This is a genomic window from Roseospira goensis (genome assembly GCF_014197795.1).
Classification (GTDB): Bacteria; Pseudomonadota; Alphaproteobacteria; order Rhodospirillales; family Rhodospirillaceae; genus Rhodospira; species Rhodospira goensis.
Genome location: NZ_JACIGI010000036.1, coordinates 18485 through 34806 on the forward strand (window position 1 = coordinate 18485; position 16322 = coordinate 34806).

Consider the following 16322-nt stretch of genomic DNA (forward strand, 5'->3'; position numbering starts at 1 on the left):
GTGATCCCGCTGATCCAGCTCGTCGACACACTGTGGACCACGATCCTGGACGTCGCCCCGATCCTGCTCATCCTGGTGCTGTTCCAGGTGCTGGTCCTGCGCCAGAAGGTGCCGCACCTGCGCCGCATGGTGCTGGGCTTCGTCTACGTGGTGCTGGGCCTGGACCTGTTCCTGGTCGGCCTGGAAATGGCCCTGTTCCCGCTCGGCGAGATCATGGCGCGCCAGCTCACGGCGCCGGCCTTCATGGGCATCGACGCCGCCGGGGCTGTACACCTCGGATGGCGCGACTATCTTTGGGTCTACGCCTTCGCAGCGGCGGTCGGCTTTTCCACCACCATCGCCGAGCCGGCCTTGATCGCGGTCAGCCTGAAGGTGACCGAAGCGTCGGGCGGTTCGGTGCGGGCCTGGGGGCTGCGCGTGGCCGTGGCGGTGGGCGTGGCCGTCGGCGTCGCGCTGGGGGCCCTGCGCATTGTCACCGGCTGGTCCTTGCCCTTGCTCATCATCATCGGCTATGTGGTCGTCATCATCCAGACCCTGGTCGCGCCGCGCCAGATCATCCCGCTCGCCTACGATTCCGGCGGCGTGACCACCTCGACCGTGACGGTGCCGCTGGTCACCGCCCTGGGGCTGGGTCTGGCCTCCAACATCCCGGGGCGCAGCCCCCTGCTCGACGGCTTCGGCCTGATCGCGCTGGCCAGCCTGTTCCCCATGATCTCGGTCATGGGCTACGCGCAGGTGGGGCAGATCCTGGCCCGCCGCGCCGCCCGCCGCCAAGCGCGCGAGGAGTCATGAAGTTTAAGCTCATCATCGCCAGCGTGGCGGACGACATCACCGACACGGTGGTCGAGGCCGCCCGCACCGAAGGCGCCACCGGCTGCACCGTCATCACCAGCGCGCGCGGTGAGGGCCTGCGCAAGGCCAAGACGTTCCTGGGCCTCGACCTGACGGGGGCCCGCGACATCGTGCTCATCATCGTCGAGCAGCACCTGGCGCGCCGCATCCTGGAGACGATCGGCCGGGCCGGGTCGTTCGACGCTCACCCCGGGGCCGGCGTCGCCATCGTCGTTGACGTCGAGGATGCCATCGGCCTGGGCAGCCAGATGCACACCATCCAGACCGAGATCGAGGACGAGATATGAGCGGCAAACCCTATCGGGCGGTCCGCCAGGTCATGTCGGGCACCCCCTACCTGATCGAGGGCATGGCCACCGTCGCCGAGGCCGTGCGCCTGATGAAGGACAAGGGGGTCAGTTCGCTGGTCATCCGCAAGCGCCACGACGGCGATGAGTACGGCATGGTGGTCATCCAGGACATCGCCGACAAGGTCATCGCCCAGGACCGCGCGCCGGACCGGGTCAATGTCTACGAGATCATGAGCAAACCGCTGATCGCCGTGCAGGCGGACATGGACGTCAAGTATGCCATCCGCCTGCTGGGCCGGTTCCGGCTGTCGCGGGCCATCGTCCTCGACCACGGCGCGTTGGTGGGCATCACCACCTTGCGCGACCTCGTCTTGGCCCACCTCACCGGCGATGAGACGGTTACCCCGGCGCCCGCGGAGACCACCTGACGTGTTCACGGCCATCGTATTCCTGATCGCGGGCGTCGTGCTGCTGCCGGTCGCCTCCAACACTCTTGTCAGCGGTGCGGTCGCCCTGTCGGAACGCCTCGGCGTCTCGCCGCTTCTGGTCGCCCTGACGGTGGTGGCCTTCGGCACCTCGCTGCCCGAACTCGTGGTCTGCCTGGAGGCCGCCCTGAGCGGTTCCCCGGGGATCGCCGTCGGCAACGTCGTGGGCTCCAACATCGCCAACGTCCTGCTCATCCTGGGCGCCGCCGCGGTGCTCAAGCCCATCGCCTGCGAACCGCGCGCCTTCCTGCGCGACAGCCTCATCATGGTCGTCACCACGGCGCTGTTCATCGGGCTGGCGCTCGGAGGGGTGATCCCGCGTTGGCAGGGCCTGACCATGCTGGGCCTGCTGCTGCTGTTCGTGGTTTATTCCTACTGGCGCGAGTCCCGCGGCGCGGACGCGGCGGAGGCGCATCTGGCGGAGGTGGAGGAGTTCGAGGGCCTCAAGGACCGCCCCTGGGCGGTCATCATCGGGGCCATCGTGCTGGGCCTGATCGGCGTCGTGGCCGGGGCCCACCTGCTGGTCGAGGGCGCCGTCGTGATCGCCCGCGCCCTTGGGGTCTCGGAAGAGGTCATCGGGCTGACCATGGTGGCCCTGGGCACCTCGCTGCCGGAACTCGCCGTCGCGGTCGTGGCGGCGCTGAAGGGCCATTCGGACGTCGCCGTCGGCAACGTGGTCGGCTCCAACATCTTCAACATCCTGGCCATCGTCGGCGCGACCGCGGCGGTGATCCCGATCGAGATCCCGCCGCAGATCCTGCGCTTCGACATCTGGGCGATGGCCGCCGTGTCGGTGCTGATGATCCCGGTCCTGCTCAGCGGGCGGCGCATGGGACGAGGGGAGGCCGCGGGCTTCCTGGTCCTCTACGCCGGCTACACCACCCTGCAGTACGTCGGCGTGGACCGCGTCTTCGGACCCGTCGCGGCCATGGCCGGCTGATCCATCCGCCGTTCGCGTGCGTCCAACGGGTTTCCGCCTCGCAGCCGATGGGACCGTCCGATGACCGCCGCCCTGCCCGAAACCGTTCCGCCTTATGCCCTTGTCACCGGCGCTGGCCAGCGCATCGGCCGTGCCCTGGCGCTGGAGCTGGCCGCCGCCGGCTGCGCCGTCGCGGTGCATTACCGCCACTCCGCAGAGCCGGCCCGGGAGACCCGTGCCCTGATCGAAGCCGCTGGCGGCCGGGCCGTCACCGTGGCGGCGGATCTGTCGGACGAGGCCGACACCGGTCCGCTGGTGGCGCGCGCCGCCGAGGCCCTGGGCGGCCCCATCGGGGTGCTGGTCAACAACGCCTCGACGTTCGAATACGACGCCTGGGACACGGCCACGCGGGAGAGCTGGGACCGCCACCTGGAGCCCAACCTGCGGGCCCCCTTCGTGCTGACCCAGGCGCTGGCGCGCGCCCTGCCGGCCGAGGCCGAGGGGGTCGTCCTGAACATGATCGACGAGCGGGTGTGGAACCTGACGCCGCACTTCGTCAGCTACACGGTCAGCAAGGCCGGGCTGTGGGCGCTGACCCAGAGCCTGGCGCTGGCGCTGGCGCCGCGCGTGCGCGTCAACGGCATCGGCCCCGGCCCCGCGCTGCCCAGCCCGCGCCAGACCCAGGCCCAGTTCGACGCCCAGTGCGCCGCCATGCCGTTGCAGCGCGGCACCGACCCCGACGAGATCCGGCGCGCCGCCCGGTTTGTCCTTGCGGCGCGGTCGATGACGGGTCAAATGATAGCCCTTGATGGGGGTCAGCACCTGGCCTGGGCCTGGCCGGCACGCGGCGGCCTCGCCGACATGCCCGAGGAGTGACCCGCCGACACCGCCGCCGGTGCGCACGGCCTCGCGGCCGAGGACGCGGGACCGGCGTCGCCGTGTCACGTCCTCCCTCCGGCATGGATGGTCCGATGAGCCCTCGCTCCAAGCTGTACACCACGGCCCCGCCCGACCCGCTGGCGGACGCCGAGGCGGGTCTGCGCCATGTGTTCGTGCGCGATCTGGTCCTGGGCGCCCGGATCGGGGTGCACGCGCACGAGCAGAGCGGGCCGCAGCGCATCCGCCTCAATCTCGATCTGGCGGTGCGCGAGGGGGCGGTCGACCTGGAGGACCGCCTGGAGAACGTGGTCTGCTACGAAGCGGTGTTGGACCGGGTCCGCGCCATCGTCGAGGCCGGGCACGTGAATCTGGTTGAGACCCTGGCCGAACGCATCGCCCAGACCTGCCTGGAGGACTCGCGGGTGCGCCGGGCCCAGGTCAAGGTGGAGAAGCTGGACGTGTTCCCGGAGGCCGCCAGCGTCGGCGTCACGATCGAACGTCTCAACCCGTTCGGATGAGGGAGTCCGACCGGAGGCCGGAACGACAGGATGACGCGATCCGCCCACGGGCGGGTCGTCCCCGCGTGCCGAACCGGGGACGTGCGCTTGCGGCCCCGAGTCACCGGACACGCGCCCCCCGGTAAGGCCCCGGAATCAGTGGGAGTCGCCGGCCGGCGCGAGTTGTGCACAGGCGAAACGAGGACCGCGCACCGACATCCCGCTGTCAAGAACCAGGGGCCGTGGCCGGGCCGGGTTCCCCTCGAAAAATCCAAAATCATTGAAAATCAGAGAGATACGGCTATTGCCCATTTCTTGGTCACCGCGATGAATCGCCCGGAATCCTTGGGAGTCGCGCCAGCCAAGCACACACCTCCCACAAGGTTATCCACAGCTTCCGTGGATACAAAAGCGCTTGTCACACACCGCCCGATCGTCTTGGCCACCGAGTCGAACCGCCGCATGTCTCCGACCCCTGACAGACACGCGATCATGGCCCGTCAGACCGCCGCAACACCCTTGGCTATGCCTCCGGTCGGCCCGCCGGCATCCTCCTTTGGATCCCCACGTCGGCGGACGAGGCCCGAGCCGGCCGCGCCGACCAACGGCGCCGGCCGAGGACGGATGGTCGCATGATGGACCCGCTGCCGCCGTCCCCCGGCCAGGGCACCGAGGACATGGCGGACGTCGCCGGGGACCGCGCCGGCGTCGCCGTCATCGCCGCCACCCTGCGCACGCTGCCCGACACGCCCGGCGTCTACCGCATGCTCGACCGCAGCGGTGACGCCCTCTACGTCGGCAAGGCGCGCAGCCTGAAGAAGCGGGTGGTCGCCTATACCCGCCCCGAGCGGCTGCCGGTGCGGTTGCAGCGGATGATCGCCGCCACGGCCCGGATGGAGATCGTCACCACCCACACCGAGGCCGAGGCGCTGCTGCTTGAGAGCAACCTCATCAAGAAGCTCAAGCCGCGCTACAATATCCTGCTGCGCGACGACAAGTCGTTCCCCTACATCCTGATCGGGACCGATCACGACTACCCGCGCGTGCTCAAGCATCGCGGCCCGCGCACCCGGCCGGGCCAGTACCACGGCCCCTACGCCTCCGCCGGCGCGGTCAACCGCACCCTGGTGGCCCTGCAGAAGGCGTTCCTGCTGCGCTCCTGCCCGGACACGGTGTTCGCCAACCGCACCCGCCCGTGCCTGCTCTACCAGATCAAGCGCTGCTGCGCGCCTTGCGTCGGCCGGGTCAGCGAGCCCGAGTACGCCGCCCTGGTGGAGCAGGCCCGCGCCTTCCTGGAGGGCCGCAGTCAGGACATGCAGCGCGACCTGGCGCACAGGATGGAAGACGCCAGCGCCCGCCTGGCCTTCGAGGAAGCGGCGATCTACCGCGACCGCATTCGCGCCCTGACCAGTGTGCAGTCGCATCAGGACATCACCCTGCCCGGCCTTGGCGAGGCCGACGTGGTGGCCGTGCATCAGGCCGGCGGCCAGACCTGTATCCAGGTGTTCTTCTTCCGCGCCGGCAACAACCACGGCAACCGGGCCTACTTCCCCGCCCACGCCCGGGAAGATGCCGCCGGTACGGTACTTGAGGCGTTCCTGGGACAGTTCTACGCCCGCCAGATGCCGCCGCGGGTGATCCTACTCAGCGAGGCAATCCCCCATCCGGAGCTGGTGTCCGAGGCGCTGTCGATCCGCGCCGAACACAAGGTCTCGCTGCACGTGCCCCAGCGCGGCCAGCGCCGCAAGGTGGTCGACCATGCCCTGACCAACGCCCGCGAGGCCCTGGCCCGTCGGCTGGCCGAGACCTCGGCCCATCGCACGCTGCTGGAGGGTCTGGCCGAGCTGCTGGGGCTGGAGGCCGCCCCGGAGCGCATCGAGGTCTACGACAACTCCCACATCTCCGGCACCAACCCGATCGGCGCCATGATCGTCTGCGGACCGGAGGGGTTCCAGAAAACCTCGTACCGCACGTTCAACATCCGCCACGCCGACGTCACGGCCGACGACTACGCCATGATGCGCGAGGTCATGGAGCGCCGCTTCGCCCGCGCCATGAAGGAGGACCCGGACCGCACCCGCGGCCAATGGCCCGACCTGGTGCTGATCGACGGCGGCCAGGGCCAGCTTCGCGCGGCCTGCGGGGTGCTCGAAGACCTGGGCATCGAGGACGTACCCCTGGTCGGCGTCGCCAAGGGACCGGACCGCGATGCCGGGCGCGAGCGCTTCTTCCTGCCCGACCGGCCGTCGTTCCTGTTGCCGCCCAACCATCCCGTGCTGTATTTCGTGCAACGGCTGCGGGACGAGGCGCACCGCTTTGCCGTCGCCGGCCACCAGGCCCGGCGCAAGAAAGCGGCCGCCGTCAACCCACTGGACGCCATTCCGGGGATCGGGGCGGCGCGCAAGAAGGCGCTCATGCACCACTTCGGTTCGGCCAAGGCGGTCGCCGCCGCCGGTCTCGCCGATCTGGAGGCGGTCGAGGGCATCAGCGCCGGCCTGGCCCGGAAAATCTACGAAACGTTTCATGGTGCGGGCGAGAAAGGATAGAGTCCCGACCCCGTGCCCCACAGTGGATCCGTCATGCTCAAGACCCTGCCCAACGCCCTGACCGTCGCCCGCGTGCTGATGATCCCGGCCATCATGGCAACCTTCTACCTGCCCGGGCCGGAGGCGCGCTGGATCGCGGCCGGGCTGTTCGTCATCGCTGCGCTGACCGACTACCTGGACGGCTGGCTGGCGCGCGCGCTCAAGGTGGTGTCGGACTTCGGCCGCCTGCTCGATCCCATCGCCGACAAGCTGCTGGTGGCCGCCGTGCTGCTCATGCTGGCCGGGTTCGACCGCCTGTCGGCGCTGTCGCTGGTGGCCGCGGTGGTGATCCTGTTCCGCGAGTTGCTGGTCTCGGGCCTGCGCGAGTTCCTGGCCGAACGCGGCATCGCCATGCCGGTGACCACGCTCGCGAAGTGGAAGACGGCGACCCAGCTCGTCGCGCTGCCGCTGCTGCTGCTGGGCGATACGGCGCGGGTTGCCGGGCTGTCGATGCAGGTCCCGGGCGAGGTGCTGCTGTGGATCGCCGCCGCCCTGACGGCGCAGACCGGCTACGTCTACCTGCGCCAGGGCTTGGCCCACATGGGCGGGACCGAGACCGAGACCGAGACCGAGACCGACCCGACGACAAAGGACCCGGCGTGACCCAGACTCCCACTCCGCCCGACGCCCCGGACTGCTTCGCCGTCGGTGATCGCCTGATGGCGCTGGACGAGGCGCTGGACCTGCTCCAGGCCCGCCTGCGGCCGGTCGTCGCGGTCGAGCGGGTGCCTCTGCGCGGCGCCGGCGGACGGGTGTTGGCGGCCGACGGGGTGGCCGCCGTCAGCCACCCCGGCGCCGACACCGCCGCCATGGACGGCTACGCCGTGCGCCACGCCGACCTGTCGGCCACCGGTCCCGTCACCCTGCCGGTCACCGGCCGGGTCGCCGCCGGTCATCCGCTGGACCGCGCGCTGGATCCCGGCACGGCGGTTCGCATCTTCACCGGCGGCGTGATGCCCGAGGGCGCCGACACCGTCATCATGCAGGAGGACGTCACGGACACCGGCGGCGGACGGGTCACCCTACCCGCCGGCGTCCCGGCGGGCCGGCACATGCGCGGCGCGGCCAGCGACTTCCGCGCCGGTACCACGGTCCTGACCGCCGGGCGACGGCTGCGCCCGCCCGACATCGCCCTCGCCGCGTCGGCCGGGCTGTCCCACCTGCCGGTGTTCGAGCGCGTCCGCGTGAGTGTGTTCTCGACCGGCGACGAGGTGGTGGAGCCGGGCACCCCGCTGCCCCCCGGGGGCCTGTATGACGGCAACCGCTACGGTGTCATGGCGCTGGCCGACGGGCTGGGAGCGGCGGTCACCGACCTGGGGCGGCTGCCCGACGACCGCGACGCGATCCGGGGCGCGCTCGACGCCGCGGCCGATGACCACGACCTCCTGATCACCTCGGGCGGAGTGTCGGTGGGCGGCGAGGACCACGTGCGCGACGCCGTCTCGGCGCTCGGAGACCTCCACTTCTGGCGCCTGGCGCTGAAGCCGGGCAAGCCGGCCGCCCTTGGCACGATCCGCGACACGGTCTTCCTCGGGTTGCCCGGCAACCCGGTGTCGGCCCTGGTGACCTTTCTGCTGATCGCGCGGCCGGTGATCCGGCGCCTCGGCGGCTGCGCCGCCTCCCGGCCGCGGCGCTATCCGCTGCCGGCCGGGTTCGCGTTCGAGACCGGCGGCACCCGCCGCGAGTTCCTGCGCGGCTGGGTCGAGGACACCGCGGACGGCCCCGTGGTGCGCTTGTATCGGTCGCAGGACAGCGCGATGATCTCCGCCATGGGCGCGGCGGGGGGGCTGGTCGATGTTCCCGCCGGGACGCGCCGGATTGAACCGGGTCAGTCGGTCGACTATCTGCCCCTCAACGAGGTCCTGGCATGAAGGTCCTGTATTTCGCCTGGCTGCGCGACCGGGTCGGCACCGGCGAGGAAACCATCGAGCGCCCGGCCGATGTCGCCACCGTCGGCGACCTGATGGCGTGGCTGGCCGGCCGCAGCGAGGGTCACGCCCGCGCCTTCGCGGACCCGGCGCTGGTGCGGTGCGCGGTCGACCAGGACTTCGCCGGCCTCGACGCCGCCCTGGACGGCGCGGCGGAGGTAGCCTTCTTCCCGCCCGTCACGGGAGGCTAGCCGGTGATCCGTGTGCAGACCGAACCGTTCGACGTCGGCGCCGAGATCGGCGCTTTCTGCCGCGCCGGCGGCAGTAGCGGCGGCAGTACCGGCGGCAGTGTCGGGGCCAGTATCGGGGGCGTCGCGACCTTTGTCGGGCTGGTGCGCGATCATCGGGGCGACACGTCCGAGGACGCGGTTCCACTCCAGGCGCTGACCCTGGAACACTACCCCGGCATGACCGAACGCCAGCTTGAGCGGATCGAGGCCGAGGCCCGGCGCCGCTGGGACCTGCGCGACGTGCTGGTGATCCATCGCTACGGTCGCATGGAACCGGAGGAGCCGATCGTGCTGGTGTGCACGGCCGCGGCCCACCGGGGTCCGGCGCTGCAGAGCTGCCAGTTCCTGATCGACTGGCTCAAGACGCGGGCGCCGTTCTGGAAGTGCGAAGAAACCCCCGACGGCGCCCACTGGGTCGAGGCCCGCGACACCGACGAGGCCGCCACCGCCCGCTGGGAGGAGAGCCTGCCATAGAGCAGATCGCGCCGAGTCACGCTCGAAGTCGGCTCTAGCCCCCCGGGCGCGCCACCCCGTGGATGCGGCACGCCGCCGTGATCGTGTTGTCGAGCAGGCAGGCGATGGTCATCGGCCCCACCCCGCCCGGCACCGGGGTGATCGCCCCCGCCACCTCTTTCGCGGCGTCGAAGTCCACGTCGCCCACCAGCTTGCCCTTTTGCTGCCCCGGCGCCGGCGGCAACCGGTTGATGCCGACGTCGATGACGGTGGCGCCGGGCCGGATCCAGTCGCCTTTGACCATGCGCGGCCGCCCCACCGCCGCCACCAGGATATCGGCGCGCCGGCACTCCTCGGGCAGGTCGCGGGTGCGGGAATGGGCCATGGTCACGGTGCAGTTGGCCGCCAGCAGAAGCTGGCCCATCGGCTTGCCCATCAGGTTGGACCGGCCCAGCACCAGCGCCCGCGCCCCGGTCAGATCCCCCAGCGCGTCGCGCAACAGCATCATGCAACCCGACGGCGTGCAGGGCACCAGGGCGGGCGCGCCGATCGCCAGGTTGCCGGCGTTGATCGGGTGCAGGCCGTCGACGTCCTTGGCCGGGTCGATGGCCAGAACCACGGCCTGCGGGTCCAGCCCCGGCGGCAGCGGCAACTGCACGAGAATGCCGTGGACCGCCGGGTCGGCATTCAGGCTGGCGATCAGCGCCAGGAGGTCGGCCTGCGGCGTCTCGGCCGGCAGCCGGTGCACGGTCGAGGCCATGCCGGCCTCCTTCGCCATGCGCTCCTTGCTGCCCACATAGACCTGGCTGGCCGGATCCTCGCCCACCAGCACCACCGCGAGGCCCGGTTGCACCCCCTGCCCCGCCAGCGCCGCCACCTCTTCGGCCAGACGCTGGCGCAGGCCGGCGGCGAAGGCTTTGCCATCAATGATGTGGGCGGTCATGGCGGCGGGTCTCCCGGCAGCGAACGAAGGGCGGATCGAAAACGGCCGGGACCTTACGCCGTCGGCGGCGCGGACGAAAGCCGTTTCCTGGGAGGAAAACCCTGCTACCGTCTGCCCTGAAGCCCGGCGCGTCCGCCGCAGGAGACCCCGTCATGACTGCCAAGGGCGACAGCCCCGTCCGCCAGGATCCGCACGCCGTCGGCGGCGCGCCCGAGAACAGCCTGGAAGCCGCCATCGGCCGCCAGGTGCGCGCGTTTCGCGGCCGCATGGGGATGACCGTGGTCGACCTGGCGAAACAGGCCGGCCTGTCGGCCGGGATGCTGTCCAAGATCGAGAACGGCCAGACCTCGCCGTCGCTGGCCACGCTGCAACGCCTGTCGGCGGCCCTGAACGTCCCGGTGACGGCCTTCTTCCGCAAGTTCGAGGAGCAGCGCGACGCCACCCACGTGCGCGCCGGCGAGGGCCTCACCATCGAGCGCCGGGGCACGCGCGCCGGGCACCAGTACCAGCTCCTCGGGCACACCGTCGGCAAGCCGATCATCATGGAGCCGTACCTCGTGACGCTGACGGAAGACTCTGACGTGTTCCCGATCTTCCAGCACGACGGCCTGGAGTTCATCTATATCCTGGAGGGCGAGGTGGGCTATCGCCACGGCAGCAAACTCTACGACCTGCGGCCGGGCGACTCGCTGTTCTTCGACGCCGACGCCCCGCACGGCCCCGAGGACCTGCGCATGCTGCCGGTCCGCCTGTTGTCGGTCATCGTCTATCCGCGCCACGAGTCGTGACCCCGTCGGCGCGCCGCCATCGCGACCGCCTCGTGGCACGGTTTGAAGGCCGGCGTCGCTCCCGCGTCGCGCCGTTCCGGCAGCGTTGTCCAGCCGGCGCCACTGTCGCTTAGGGCGCCTCCGGCCCGCCCCCGGGCCGCGGCGCGCCTGTTCCGCTGCCATTTTCCTGCGACAGGCCGGTCTTCGGGAGGTAAGACAGAGGGAACCCCTTGACGACGGGCTCGTGACCGAGAGGGCCGGCCATGGATTCGCGCATGCTCGACCTCAACGCGGTGATTCGCGCGCACCTGGGCGCGGCCCTGGCGCAGTGCCGGGCCGCCCGCGGCTGGGCGGTGGAGGATCTGGCCGCCGCCAGTGGCCTCGACCGCCAGCATCTGCGGGCGGTCGAGGCGGGCTCGGTGCTGCTGGCCGAGGCCGACCAGGCCCGCGTCGCGGCCGCGTTGGGGGTGGAGCCCGACAGTCTGTACGACGGCTTCCTGGACACGCTGCGCGGCAGCCTGTGGCCGGCACAGCGCGACGGCCGGCCGGCCTGACATACGCCCTGCCTCCCGAGGCCCCCACGGGGGACCGCCGCGTTATTCACACCATGAAATCTTTTTTCCCGATGGTTGATCGTTCCCGATCCGGGCCGTAGAGTGTTCTGATCAAAAACAGGGCATCGGGACTGCACTGCCCAAGGCGCGGGCGGCGCGCCGGGTCCCGATCGGAACAGGGGACACCACGGCATGAGCACCGAGACAGACACGGACCTGGCGCGCGTCGCCGGCGAACGGGGTATCCGCTATTTCCTCATCAGCTACGTTGACCTGTTCGGCGCCCTGCGCGCCAAGCTGGTCCCGGCCGCGGCCATCGGCGCCATGCAGCGCGACGGGGCGGGCTTCGCCGGCTTCGCCACCCATCTGGACCTGACTCCGGCCCATCCGGACATGTTCGCCGTGCCCGACCCGGCCAGTCTGATCCAGTTGCCATGGAAACCCGAAGTGGGGTGGCTGGCCTCCGACCTGGTGATGGACGGAGCGCCGGTCGCCCAGGGGCCGCGCCAGGTGCTGAAGGCGCAAATCACGCGGGCCGCCGGGCAGGGCTACCGGATGAAGACCGGGGTCGAATGCGAGTACTTCCTGCTGACACCGGACGGCGAGCACGTGGCCGATCCCCACGACACCCAGCCCAAGCCCTGTTACGACCAGTCGGCCCTCATGCGCCAGTTCGATCTCATCGAGGAGATCTGCGACTGTATGGGCGCGCTCGGCTGGGGTCCCTACCAGAACGACCACGAGGACGCCAACGGCCAGTTCGAGATGAACTGGGACTACGACGATACCCTGGTGACCGCCGACCGGCATGCGTTCTTCAAGTTCATGGTCCGCACCCTGGCCGAGAAGCGCGGCATGCGGGCCACCTTCATGCCCAAGCCGTTCAACCAGTTGACGGGCAACGGCTGCCACATGCACGTCTCGCTCTGGAGCCTGGACGGCACCATCAACCTGTTCCACGACGACGACGGCGAGTTGGGGTTGTCGGATCTGGCCTACGGCTTCCTCGGCGGGGTCATGCATTCGGCTGATGCCCTGTGCGCGCTGTTCAACCCGACGGTCAACAGCTACAAGCGCATCAACGCACCGATCACCGCCTCCGGGGCCACCTGGGCGCCCAACGCCGTGACCTACTCGGGCAACAATCGCACCCACATGGTGCGCATCCCGGACGCCGGCCGCTTCGAATTCCGCCTGATGGACGGCGCCACCAACCCCTATCTGGCGCAGGCCGGGGTTCTGGCCGCCGGCCTCGACGGCATCGCCCACCGGCGGGACCCCGGCGAGCGGCTCGACATCAACATGTACGAGGACGGCCATACCCTGCACGACGTCAAGAAGCTGCCGCTGAACCTGCTGGACGCGCTGCGCCTGCTGGAGGGCAGCGACATCCTGCGCGCGGCCCTCGGCAGCCCGTTCCTCGACGCCTACCTGAAGCTGAAGATGCAGGAGTGGAACGCCTTCATGAGTCACGCCAGCACGTGGGAGCGCGCACACACCCTGGACATCTGAGGCCCCGATGCGCGGGTCGGGCTTCTCCCGGCCCTCGGGAATGCGTTAGACAGCGGGGGTCGCGACCGTCGCGCGCCCCCGTGCTGTCCTCCCCGCACCCTGTCCTTCCTCCTGCCCCTCCCCTCTCGCCTCGCCGGATGCGCCCGCCATGAACGCCGATCCGACCATCCCCTACGTCCTGACCATTCAGTGCCCCGACGGACTCGGCGTGCAGGCCGCCGTCATGGGCTTCCTGGCCGGCCACCAGGCCTTCATCACCGAATCCCACAGCTACGGCGATCCCGAGACCGGGCGCTTCTTCATGCGCTGCGTCTACCGCGCCGGCCACCCGAACATGCCGCCGCTGGAGACAGTGCGGGACCACTTCCGCACGGTGGCCACCAACTTCGGCATGGACTGGTCGATCGACGACGCCGTCCGGCGGCCGCGCGTGCTGATCGCGGTGTCGCGCTTCGGGCACTGCATGAACGACCTGCTGCACCGGTGGAAGGCCGGACAACTGCACATCGACATTCCGGCCATCGTCTCCAATCACGAGGACATGCGCGACTTGGCCGAGTGGCACGGCATCCCCTACCACCACCTGCCCGTCACCAAGGACACCAAGGCCGCCCAGGAACGCCAGATCCTGGAGCTGGTGGAGGCCCACGACGTCGATCTGGTCGTGCTCGCGCGCTACATGCAGGTGCTCTCCCGCGAGCTGAGCGCTGCCCTCAGCGGCCGATGCATAAACATTCATCACTCGTTCCTGCCCAGCTTCAAGGGCGCGCGGCCGTACCAGCAGGCCCATGGCCGCGGCGTGAAGCTGATCGGCGCGACGGCGCACTACGTGACCGAGGCGCTCGACGAGGGGCCGATCATCGAACAGGAGGTGGTGCGCGTCGACCACACCCATACCTCCGAGGAGCTGGTGCGGATGGGGCGCGACGTGGAAACGGTGGTGCTGGCGCGGGCCGTGCGCTGGCACTGCGAACGGCGCGTCTTCATGAACGACAACAAGACGGTGGTGTTCAAGTAATCCCACTGGCGCCAGCCTTATGGGGGCCTTATCGGGGCCTTATCGGCACCTCATCGGGGCATCATCGGGGCATCATCGGGCGCGACCGGACGCGGCGGTCGCGCCCGTTCTGTTGGTGCCGTCTTGCGGGCCGAAGAGCGCCCGCTGCCGGAGCCGGCCGGCGCGGCCGGGCGCCCCGCGTTGTTCTTTGGTCTTACTCGCGAAAACATCTTTCGCCCAATGTTTGTGCAGCGCGGGACGGCGCCGCCCTGTTTTTGACCATGAAGCGATTGCGCGGGGCGCGTCCAGGGGCGACACAGGCCCGCCGGTCGATCCCTAAGGTCCTGATTAGACACACAGAAGCGCGGATCACGCGGGCTTGGCACGGGACTTGAAACCCCCGAGCCACGACGCCAGCCCGTCCCGTCGCCACGGCGGGGGGGACCCGGGGCGGCGCGCAACCAGACGTTCCATCGGGGGTACAATGCTATGAAGTTGGTCATGGCGATCATCAAGCCCTTCAAGCTCGACGAGGTCCGCGAGGCCCTCGGCGCGCTTGAGATCCAGGGGCTGACGGTCTCCGAGGTGAAGGGCTTCGGACGACAGAAGGGCCAGACGGAGATCTACCGCGGCGCCGAATACCAGGTGAACTTCCTGCCGAAAGTGAAGATCGAGATCGTGGTGGCGACCGACATGGTCGAGCGCGTCGTCGAGGCCATCACCAGCGCCGCCCGCACCGACAAGATCGGCGACGGCAAGATCTTCGTCATGGATGTGGAAAAGGCGGTGCGGATCCGCACCGGCGAAACCGACGCTGACGCCCTGTAGGAGGACCGTATGATGATTCGGACGAAATCCCAGATCGCGCTCGCGGCCGTGGCCGGCGCGGCGGCCGTGGCCCTGGCGGACCCGGCGCTGGCCCAGGAGGCCGCGGGCGAAGCGGTGGCCGAGCCGGCGGCGCTGCCGGTGTCGGCCGAGACCGCCTACATCTTCAACACGCTCTCGTTCATGATCCACGGCTTCCTGGTCATGTTCATGGCGGCCGGGTTCGCGATGCTCGAAGGCGGGCTGGTGCGGACCAAGAACACCACCATGCAGATGACCAAGAACATCGGCATCTATTCGTTCGCCGGCCTGATGTACTGGCTCATCGGCTACAACCTCATGTACAACGGCGTCGGCGACATGGGCGGCTTCTTTGGCATGCCTGGCCCGTGGGGCGCGGCCGACCCGATCGTCGACGGCGCCTATCAGGGCGACGCCGCCGGCTACGCCGGGGCCTCCGACTGGTTCTTCCAGATGGTGTTCGTCGCCACCACCGCGTCGATCGTCTCCGGCGTCGTCGCCGAGCGCATCAAGCTGTGGCCGTTCCTGATCTTCGTGATCGTCCTGACCGGCGTGATCTACCCGATCCAGGGCGCCTGGCAGTGGGGCGGCGGCTGGCTCGCCGACGCCGGCTTCAGCGATTTCGCGGGCTCCACCCTCGTGCACTCCGTGGGCGGCTGGGCCGCGCTGGCCGGCGCCATCCTGCTCGGCGCGCGCACCGGCAAGTACGGCCCCGACGGCAAGGTGCACCCGATCCCGGGCGCCAACCTGCCGCTGGCCACGCTGGGCACCTTCATCCTGTGGCTGGGTTGGTTCGGCTTCAACGGCGGCTCGCAGCTCGCCATGGGCAGCGCCATCGACGTCACCGCCATCGCCACCATCTACATGAACACCAACCTTGCCGCCGCCGCCGGCGTGACCGTGGCCATGGTGCTGACCCAGGCGATCTACGGCAAGGTCGACCTGACCATGGCGCTGAACGGCGCGCTGGGCGGTCTGGTCTCGATCACCGCCGAGCCGCTGGCGCCCTCGCCGATCATGGCCATCCTGATCGGCGGCATCGGCGGCGTGCTGGTGGTGCTGGCGGTGCCCACCCTGGACAAGCTGAAGATCGACGACGTGGTCGGCGCCATCCCGGTCCACCTGGTGTGCGGCATCTGGGGCACGCTGGCCGTGCCGCTGACCAACAGCGGGGCCAACTTCGGCTCCCAGATCCTCGGCATCGTCTCCATCGGCGCCTTCGTCTTCGTGGCCAGCTTCATCGTCTGGTTCGTCCTGAAGATGACCATGGGCATCCGGATCTCCGACGAGGAAGAGGCCATCGGCCTCGACAAGGCGGAACTCGGCCTGGAGGCCTATCCCGAGTTCGGACGCGGCTCCCAGGCTCTGTAGGTCGCGCCGCGCTGATCGATCCGGCGGGCCCGCGGCCCGGACCTGCCGGATCGAACCCCGCGCCGTCGGGCGCGTTCCTCCCTTCACTGGCCCGGGGCAGCCGCCCCGGGCCTTTTTTCGGTTCATCACGGAATTCCGGGGAAGGCGGCGCGGATCTTGAGAAAGAAGTAGGCGTCATCCCGGAAACCGTAGGCCATCCGCTTGATGACCTTGA

18 protein-coding genes are annotated in these 16322 nt (G+C 70.0%); 17 read left to right on the forward strand and 1 reads right to left on the reverse strand.

Annotated features, from left to right (window positions below; all coding sequences use genetic code 11):
- The 11 genes from GGD88_RS15640 (at position 1) to GGD88_RS15690 (ending at position 9139) form a co-directional block, all read left to right on the forward strand.
- Positions 1–792 (forward strand): DUF1538 family protein, encoded by a 792-nt coding sequence (locus GGD88_RS15640; RefSeq protein WP_184437140.1) that lies wholly within the window; start codon positions 1–3, stop codon positions 790–792.
- Positions 789–1139, forward strand: coding sequence for a P-II family nitrogen regulator (locus GGD88_RS15645; protein ID WP_184437141.1), 351 nt, complete (start codon positions 789–791; stop codon positions 1137–1139). The genes GGD88_RS15640 and GGD88_RS15645 overlap by 4 nt, the downstream gene beginning before the upstream one ends.
- Positions 1136–1570: a CBS domain-containing protein gene (locus GGD88_RS15650; protein WP_184437147.1), complete on the forward strand. Its 435-nt coding sequence runs from the start codon at positions 1136–1138 to the stop codon at positions 1568–1570. Before GGD88_RS15645 ends, GGD88_RS15650 begins: the two co-directional genes overlap by 4 nt.
- Position 1571: 1 nt before the next feature.
- Entirely contained in the window at positions 1572–2567 is a 996-nt protein-coding gene (locus GGD88_RS15655; protein WP_221237186.1) for a calcium/sodium antiporter, read from the forward strand.
- A 60-nt stretch (positions 2568–2627) separates the two neighbouring features.
- Positions 2628–3422: an SDR family oxidoreductase gene (locus GGD88_RS15660; RefSeq protein WP_184437151.1), complete on the forward strand. Its 795-nt coding sequence runs from the start codon at positions 2628–2630 to the stop codon at positions 3420–3422.
- A 95-nt stretch (positions 3423–3517) separates the two neighbouring features.
- Complete coding sequence (folB, locus tag GGD88_RS15665) at positions 3518–3943, forward strand: dihydroneopterin aldolase (protein WP_184437153.1); 426 nt, start codon at positions 3518–3520, stop codon at positions 3941–3943.
- Between the two features lie 656 nt (positions 3944–4599).
- Positions 4600–6468, forward strand: coding sequence for an excinuclease ABC subunit UvrC (uvrC, locus tag GGD88_RS15670; protein WP_184437176.1), 1869 nt, complete (start codon positions 4600–4602; stop codon positions 6466–6468).
- A gap of 33 nt (positions 6469–6501) precedes the next feature.
- Positions 6502–7110 carry a CDP-diacylglycerol--glycerol-3-phosphate 3-phosphatidyltransferase gene (pgsA, locus tag GGD88_RS15675; protein WP_184437155.1) on the forward strand — a complete coding sequence of 203 codons (609 nt, stop codon included), beginning with the start codon at positions 6502–6504 and terminating at the stop codon, positions 7108–7110.
- Complete coding sequence (locus tag GGD88_RS15680) at positions 7107–8378, forward strand: molybdopterin molybdotransferase MoeA (RefSeq protein WP_343056396.1); 1272 nt, start codon at positions 7107–7109, stop codon at positions 8376–8378. The genes pgsA and GGD88_RS15680 overlap by 4 nt, the downstream gene beginning before the upstream one ends.
- Complete coding sequence (moaD, locus tag GGD88_RS15685) at positions 8375–8626, forward strand: molybdopterin converting factor subunit 1 (protein ID WP_184437158.1); 252 nt, start codon at positions 8375–8377, stop codon at positions 8624–8626. Before GGD88_RS15680 ends, moaD begins: the two co-directional genes overlap by 4 nt.
- Before the next feature lie 3 nt (positions 8627–8629).
- Positions 8630–9139, forward strand: a complete 510-nt coding sequence (locus GGD88_RS15690; RefSeq protein WP_184437160.1) for a molybdenum cofactor biosynthesis protein MoaE — start codon at positions 8630–8632, stop codon at positions 9137–9139.
- Positions 9140–9173: 34 nt separating this feature from the next.
- On the opposite strand, the gene folD is transcribed toward GGD88_RS15690, so the two are convergent.
- Complete coding sequence (gene folD, locus GGD88_RS15695; protein WP_184437162.1) at positions 9174–10061, reverse strand: bifunctional methylenetetrahydrofolate dehydrogenase/methenyltetrahydrofolate cyclohydrolase FolD; 888 nt, start codon at positions 10059–10061, stop codon at positions 9174–9176.
- A gap of 152 nt (positions 10062–10213) precedes the next feature.
- Here folD and GGD88_RS15700 point away from each other — a divergent pair, with 152 nt between their 5' ends.
- The 6 genes from GGD88_RS15700 (at position 10214) to GGD88_RS15725 (ending at position 16108) form a co-directional block, all read left to right on the forward strand.
- Positions 10214–10849: a helix-turn-helix domain-containing protein gene (locus GGD88_RS15700; RefSeq protein ID WP_184437164.1), complete on the forward strand. Its 636-nt coding sequence runs from the start codon at positions 10214–10216 to the stop codon at positions 10847–10849.
- Between the two features lie 242 nt (positions 10850–11091).
- On the forward strand, positions 11092–11382 hold the full coding sequence (locus GGD88_RS15705; protein ID WP_184437166.1) for a helix-turn-helix domain-containing protein: 291 nt from the start codon (positions 11092–11094) through the stop codon (positions 11380–11382).
- A 192-nt stretch (positions 11383–11574) separates the two neighbouring features.
- Positions 11575–12894, forward strand: coding sequence for a type III glutamate--ammonia ligase (gene glnT, locus GGD88_RS15710; protein ID WP_184437168.1), 1320 nt, complete (start codon positions 11575–11577; stop codon positions 12892–12894).
- Positions 12895–13042: 148 nt separating this feature from the next.
- The gene (gene purU / locus GGD88_RS15715; protein ID WP_184437170.1) at positions 13043–13912 is read left to right on the forward strand and encodes a formyltetrahydrofolate deformylase; all 870 of its coding nucleotides are present in this window, start codon (positions 13043–13045) and stop codon (positions 13910–13912) included.
- Between the two features lie 468 nt (positions 13913–14380).
- The gene (locus GGD88_RS15720) at positions 14381–14719 is read left to right on the forward strand and encodes a P-II family nitrogen regulator (RefSeq protein WP_184437172.1); all 339 of its coding nucleotides are present in this window, start codon (positions 14381–14383) and stop codon (positions 14717–14719) included.
- 12 nt (positions 14720–14731) lie between these two features.
- Positions 14732–16108 carry an ammonium transporter gene (locus GGD88_RS15725; RefSeq protein WP_221237187.1) on the forward strand — a complete coding sequence of 459 codons (1377 nt, stop codon included), beginning with the start codon at positions 14732–14734 and terminating at the stop codon, positions 16106–16108.
- Positions 16109–16322: the final 214 nt, after the last annotated feature.

Bases quoted from the DNA above. Each gene is read 5' to 3' on its own strand.
- GGD88_RS15660 (WP_184437151.1), top strand. From the start codon at position 2,628: ATGACCGCCGCCCTGCCCGAAACCGTTCCGCCTTATGCCCTTGTCACC.
- GGD88_RS15725 (WP_221237187.1), top strand. From the start codon at position 14,732: ATGATTCGGACGAAATCCCAGATCGCGCTCGCGGCCGTGGCCGGCGCG.
- moaD (WP_184437158.1), top strand. From the start codon at position 8,375: ATGAAGGTCCTGTATTTCGCCTGGCTGCGCGACCGGGTCGGCACCGGC.
- GGD88_RS15705 (WP_184437166.1), top strand. From the start codon at position 11,092: ATGGATTCGCGCATGCTCGACCTCAACGCGGTGATTCGCGCGCACCTG.
- GGD88_RS15650 (WP_184437147.1), top strand. From the start codon at position 1,136: ATGAGCGGCAAACCCTATCGGGCGGTCCGCCAGGTCATGTCGGGCACC.
- pgsA (WP_184437155.1), top strand. From the start codon at position 6,502: ATGCTCAAGACCCTGCCCAACGCCCTGACCGTCGCCCGCGTGCTGATG.
- purU (WP_184437170.1), top strand. From the start codon at position 13,043: ATGAACGCCGATCCGACCATCCCCTACGTCCTGACCATTCAGTGCCCC.
- GGD88_RS15700 (WP_184437164.1), top strand. From the start codon at position 10,214: ATGACTGCCAAGGGCGACAGCCCCGTCCGCCAGGATCCGCACGCCGTC.
- folD (WP_184437162.1), bottom strand. From the start codon at position 10,061: ATGACCGCCCACATCATTGATGGCAAAGCCTTCGCCGCCGGCCTGCGC.
- folB (WP_184437153.1), top strand. From the start codon at position 3,518: ATGAGCCCTCGCTCCAAGCTGTACACCACGGCCCCGCCCGACCCGCTG.
- uvrC (WP_184437176.1), top strand. From the start codon at position 4,600: ATGGCGGACGTCGCCGGGGACCGCGCCGGCGTCGCCGTCATCGCCGCC.
- GGD88_RS15645 (WP_184437141.1), top strand. From the start codon at position 789: ATGAAGTTTAAGCTCATCATCGCCAGCGTGGCGGACGACATCACCGAC.
- glnT (WP_184437168.1), top strand. From the start codon at position 11,575: ATGAGCACCGAGACAGACACGGACCTGGCGCGCGTCGCCGGCGAACGG.
- GGD88_RS15720 (WP_184437172.1), top strand. From the start codon at position 14,381: ATGAAGTTGGTCATGGCGATCATCAAGCCCTTCAAGCTCGACGAGGTC.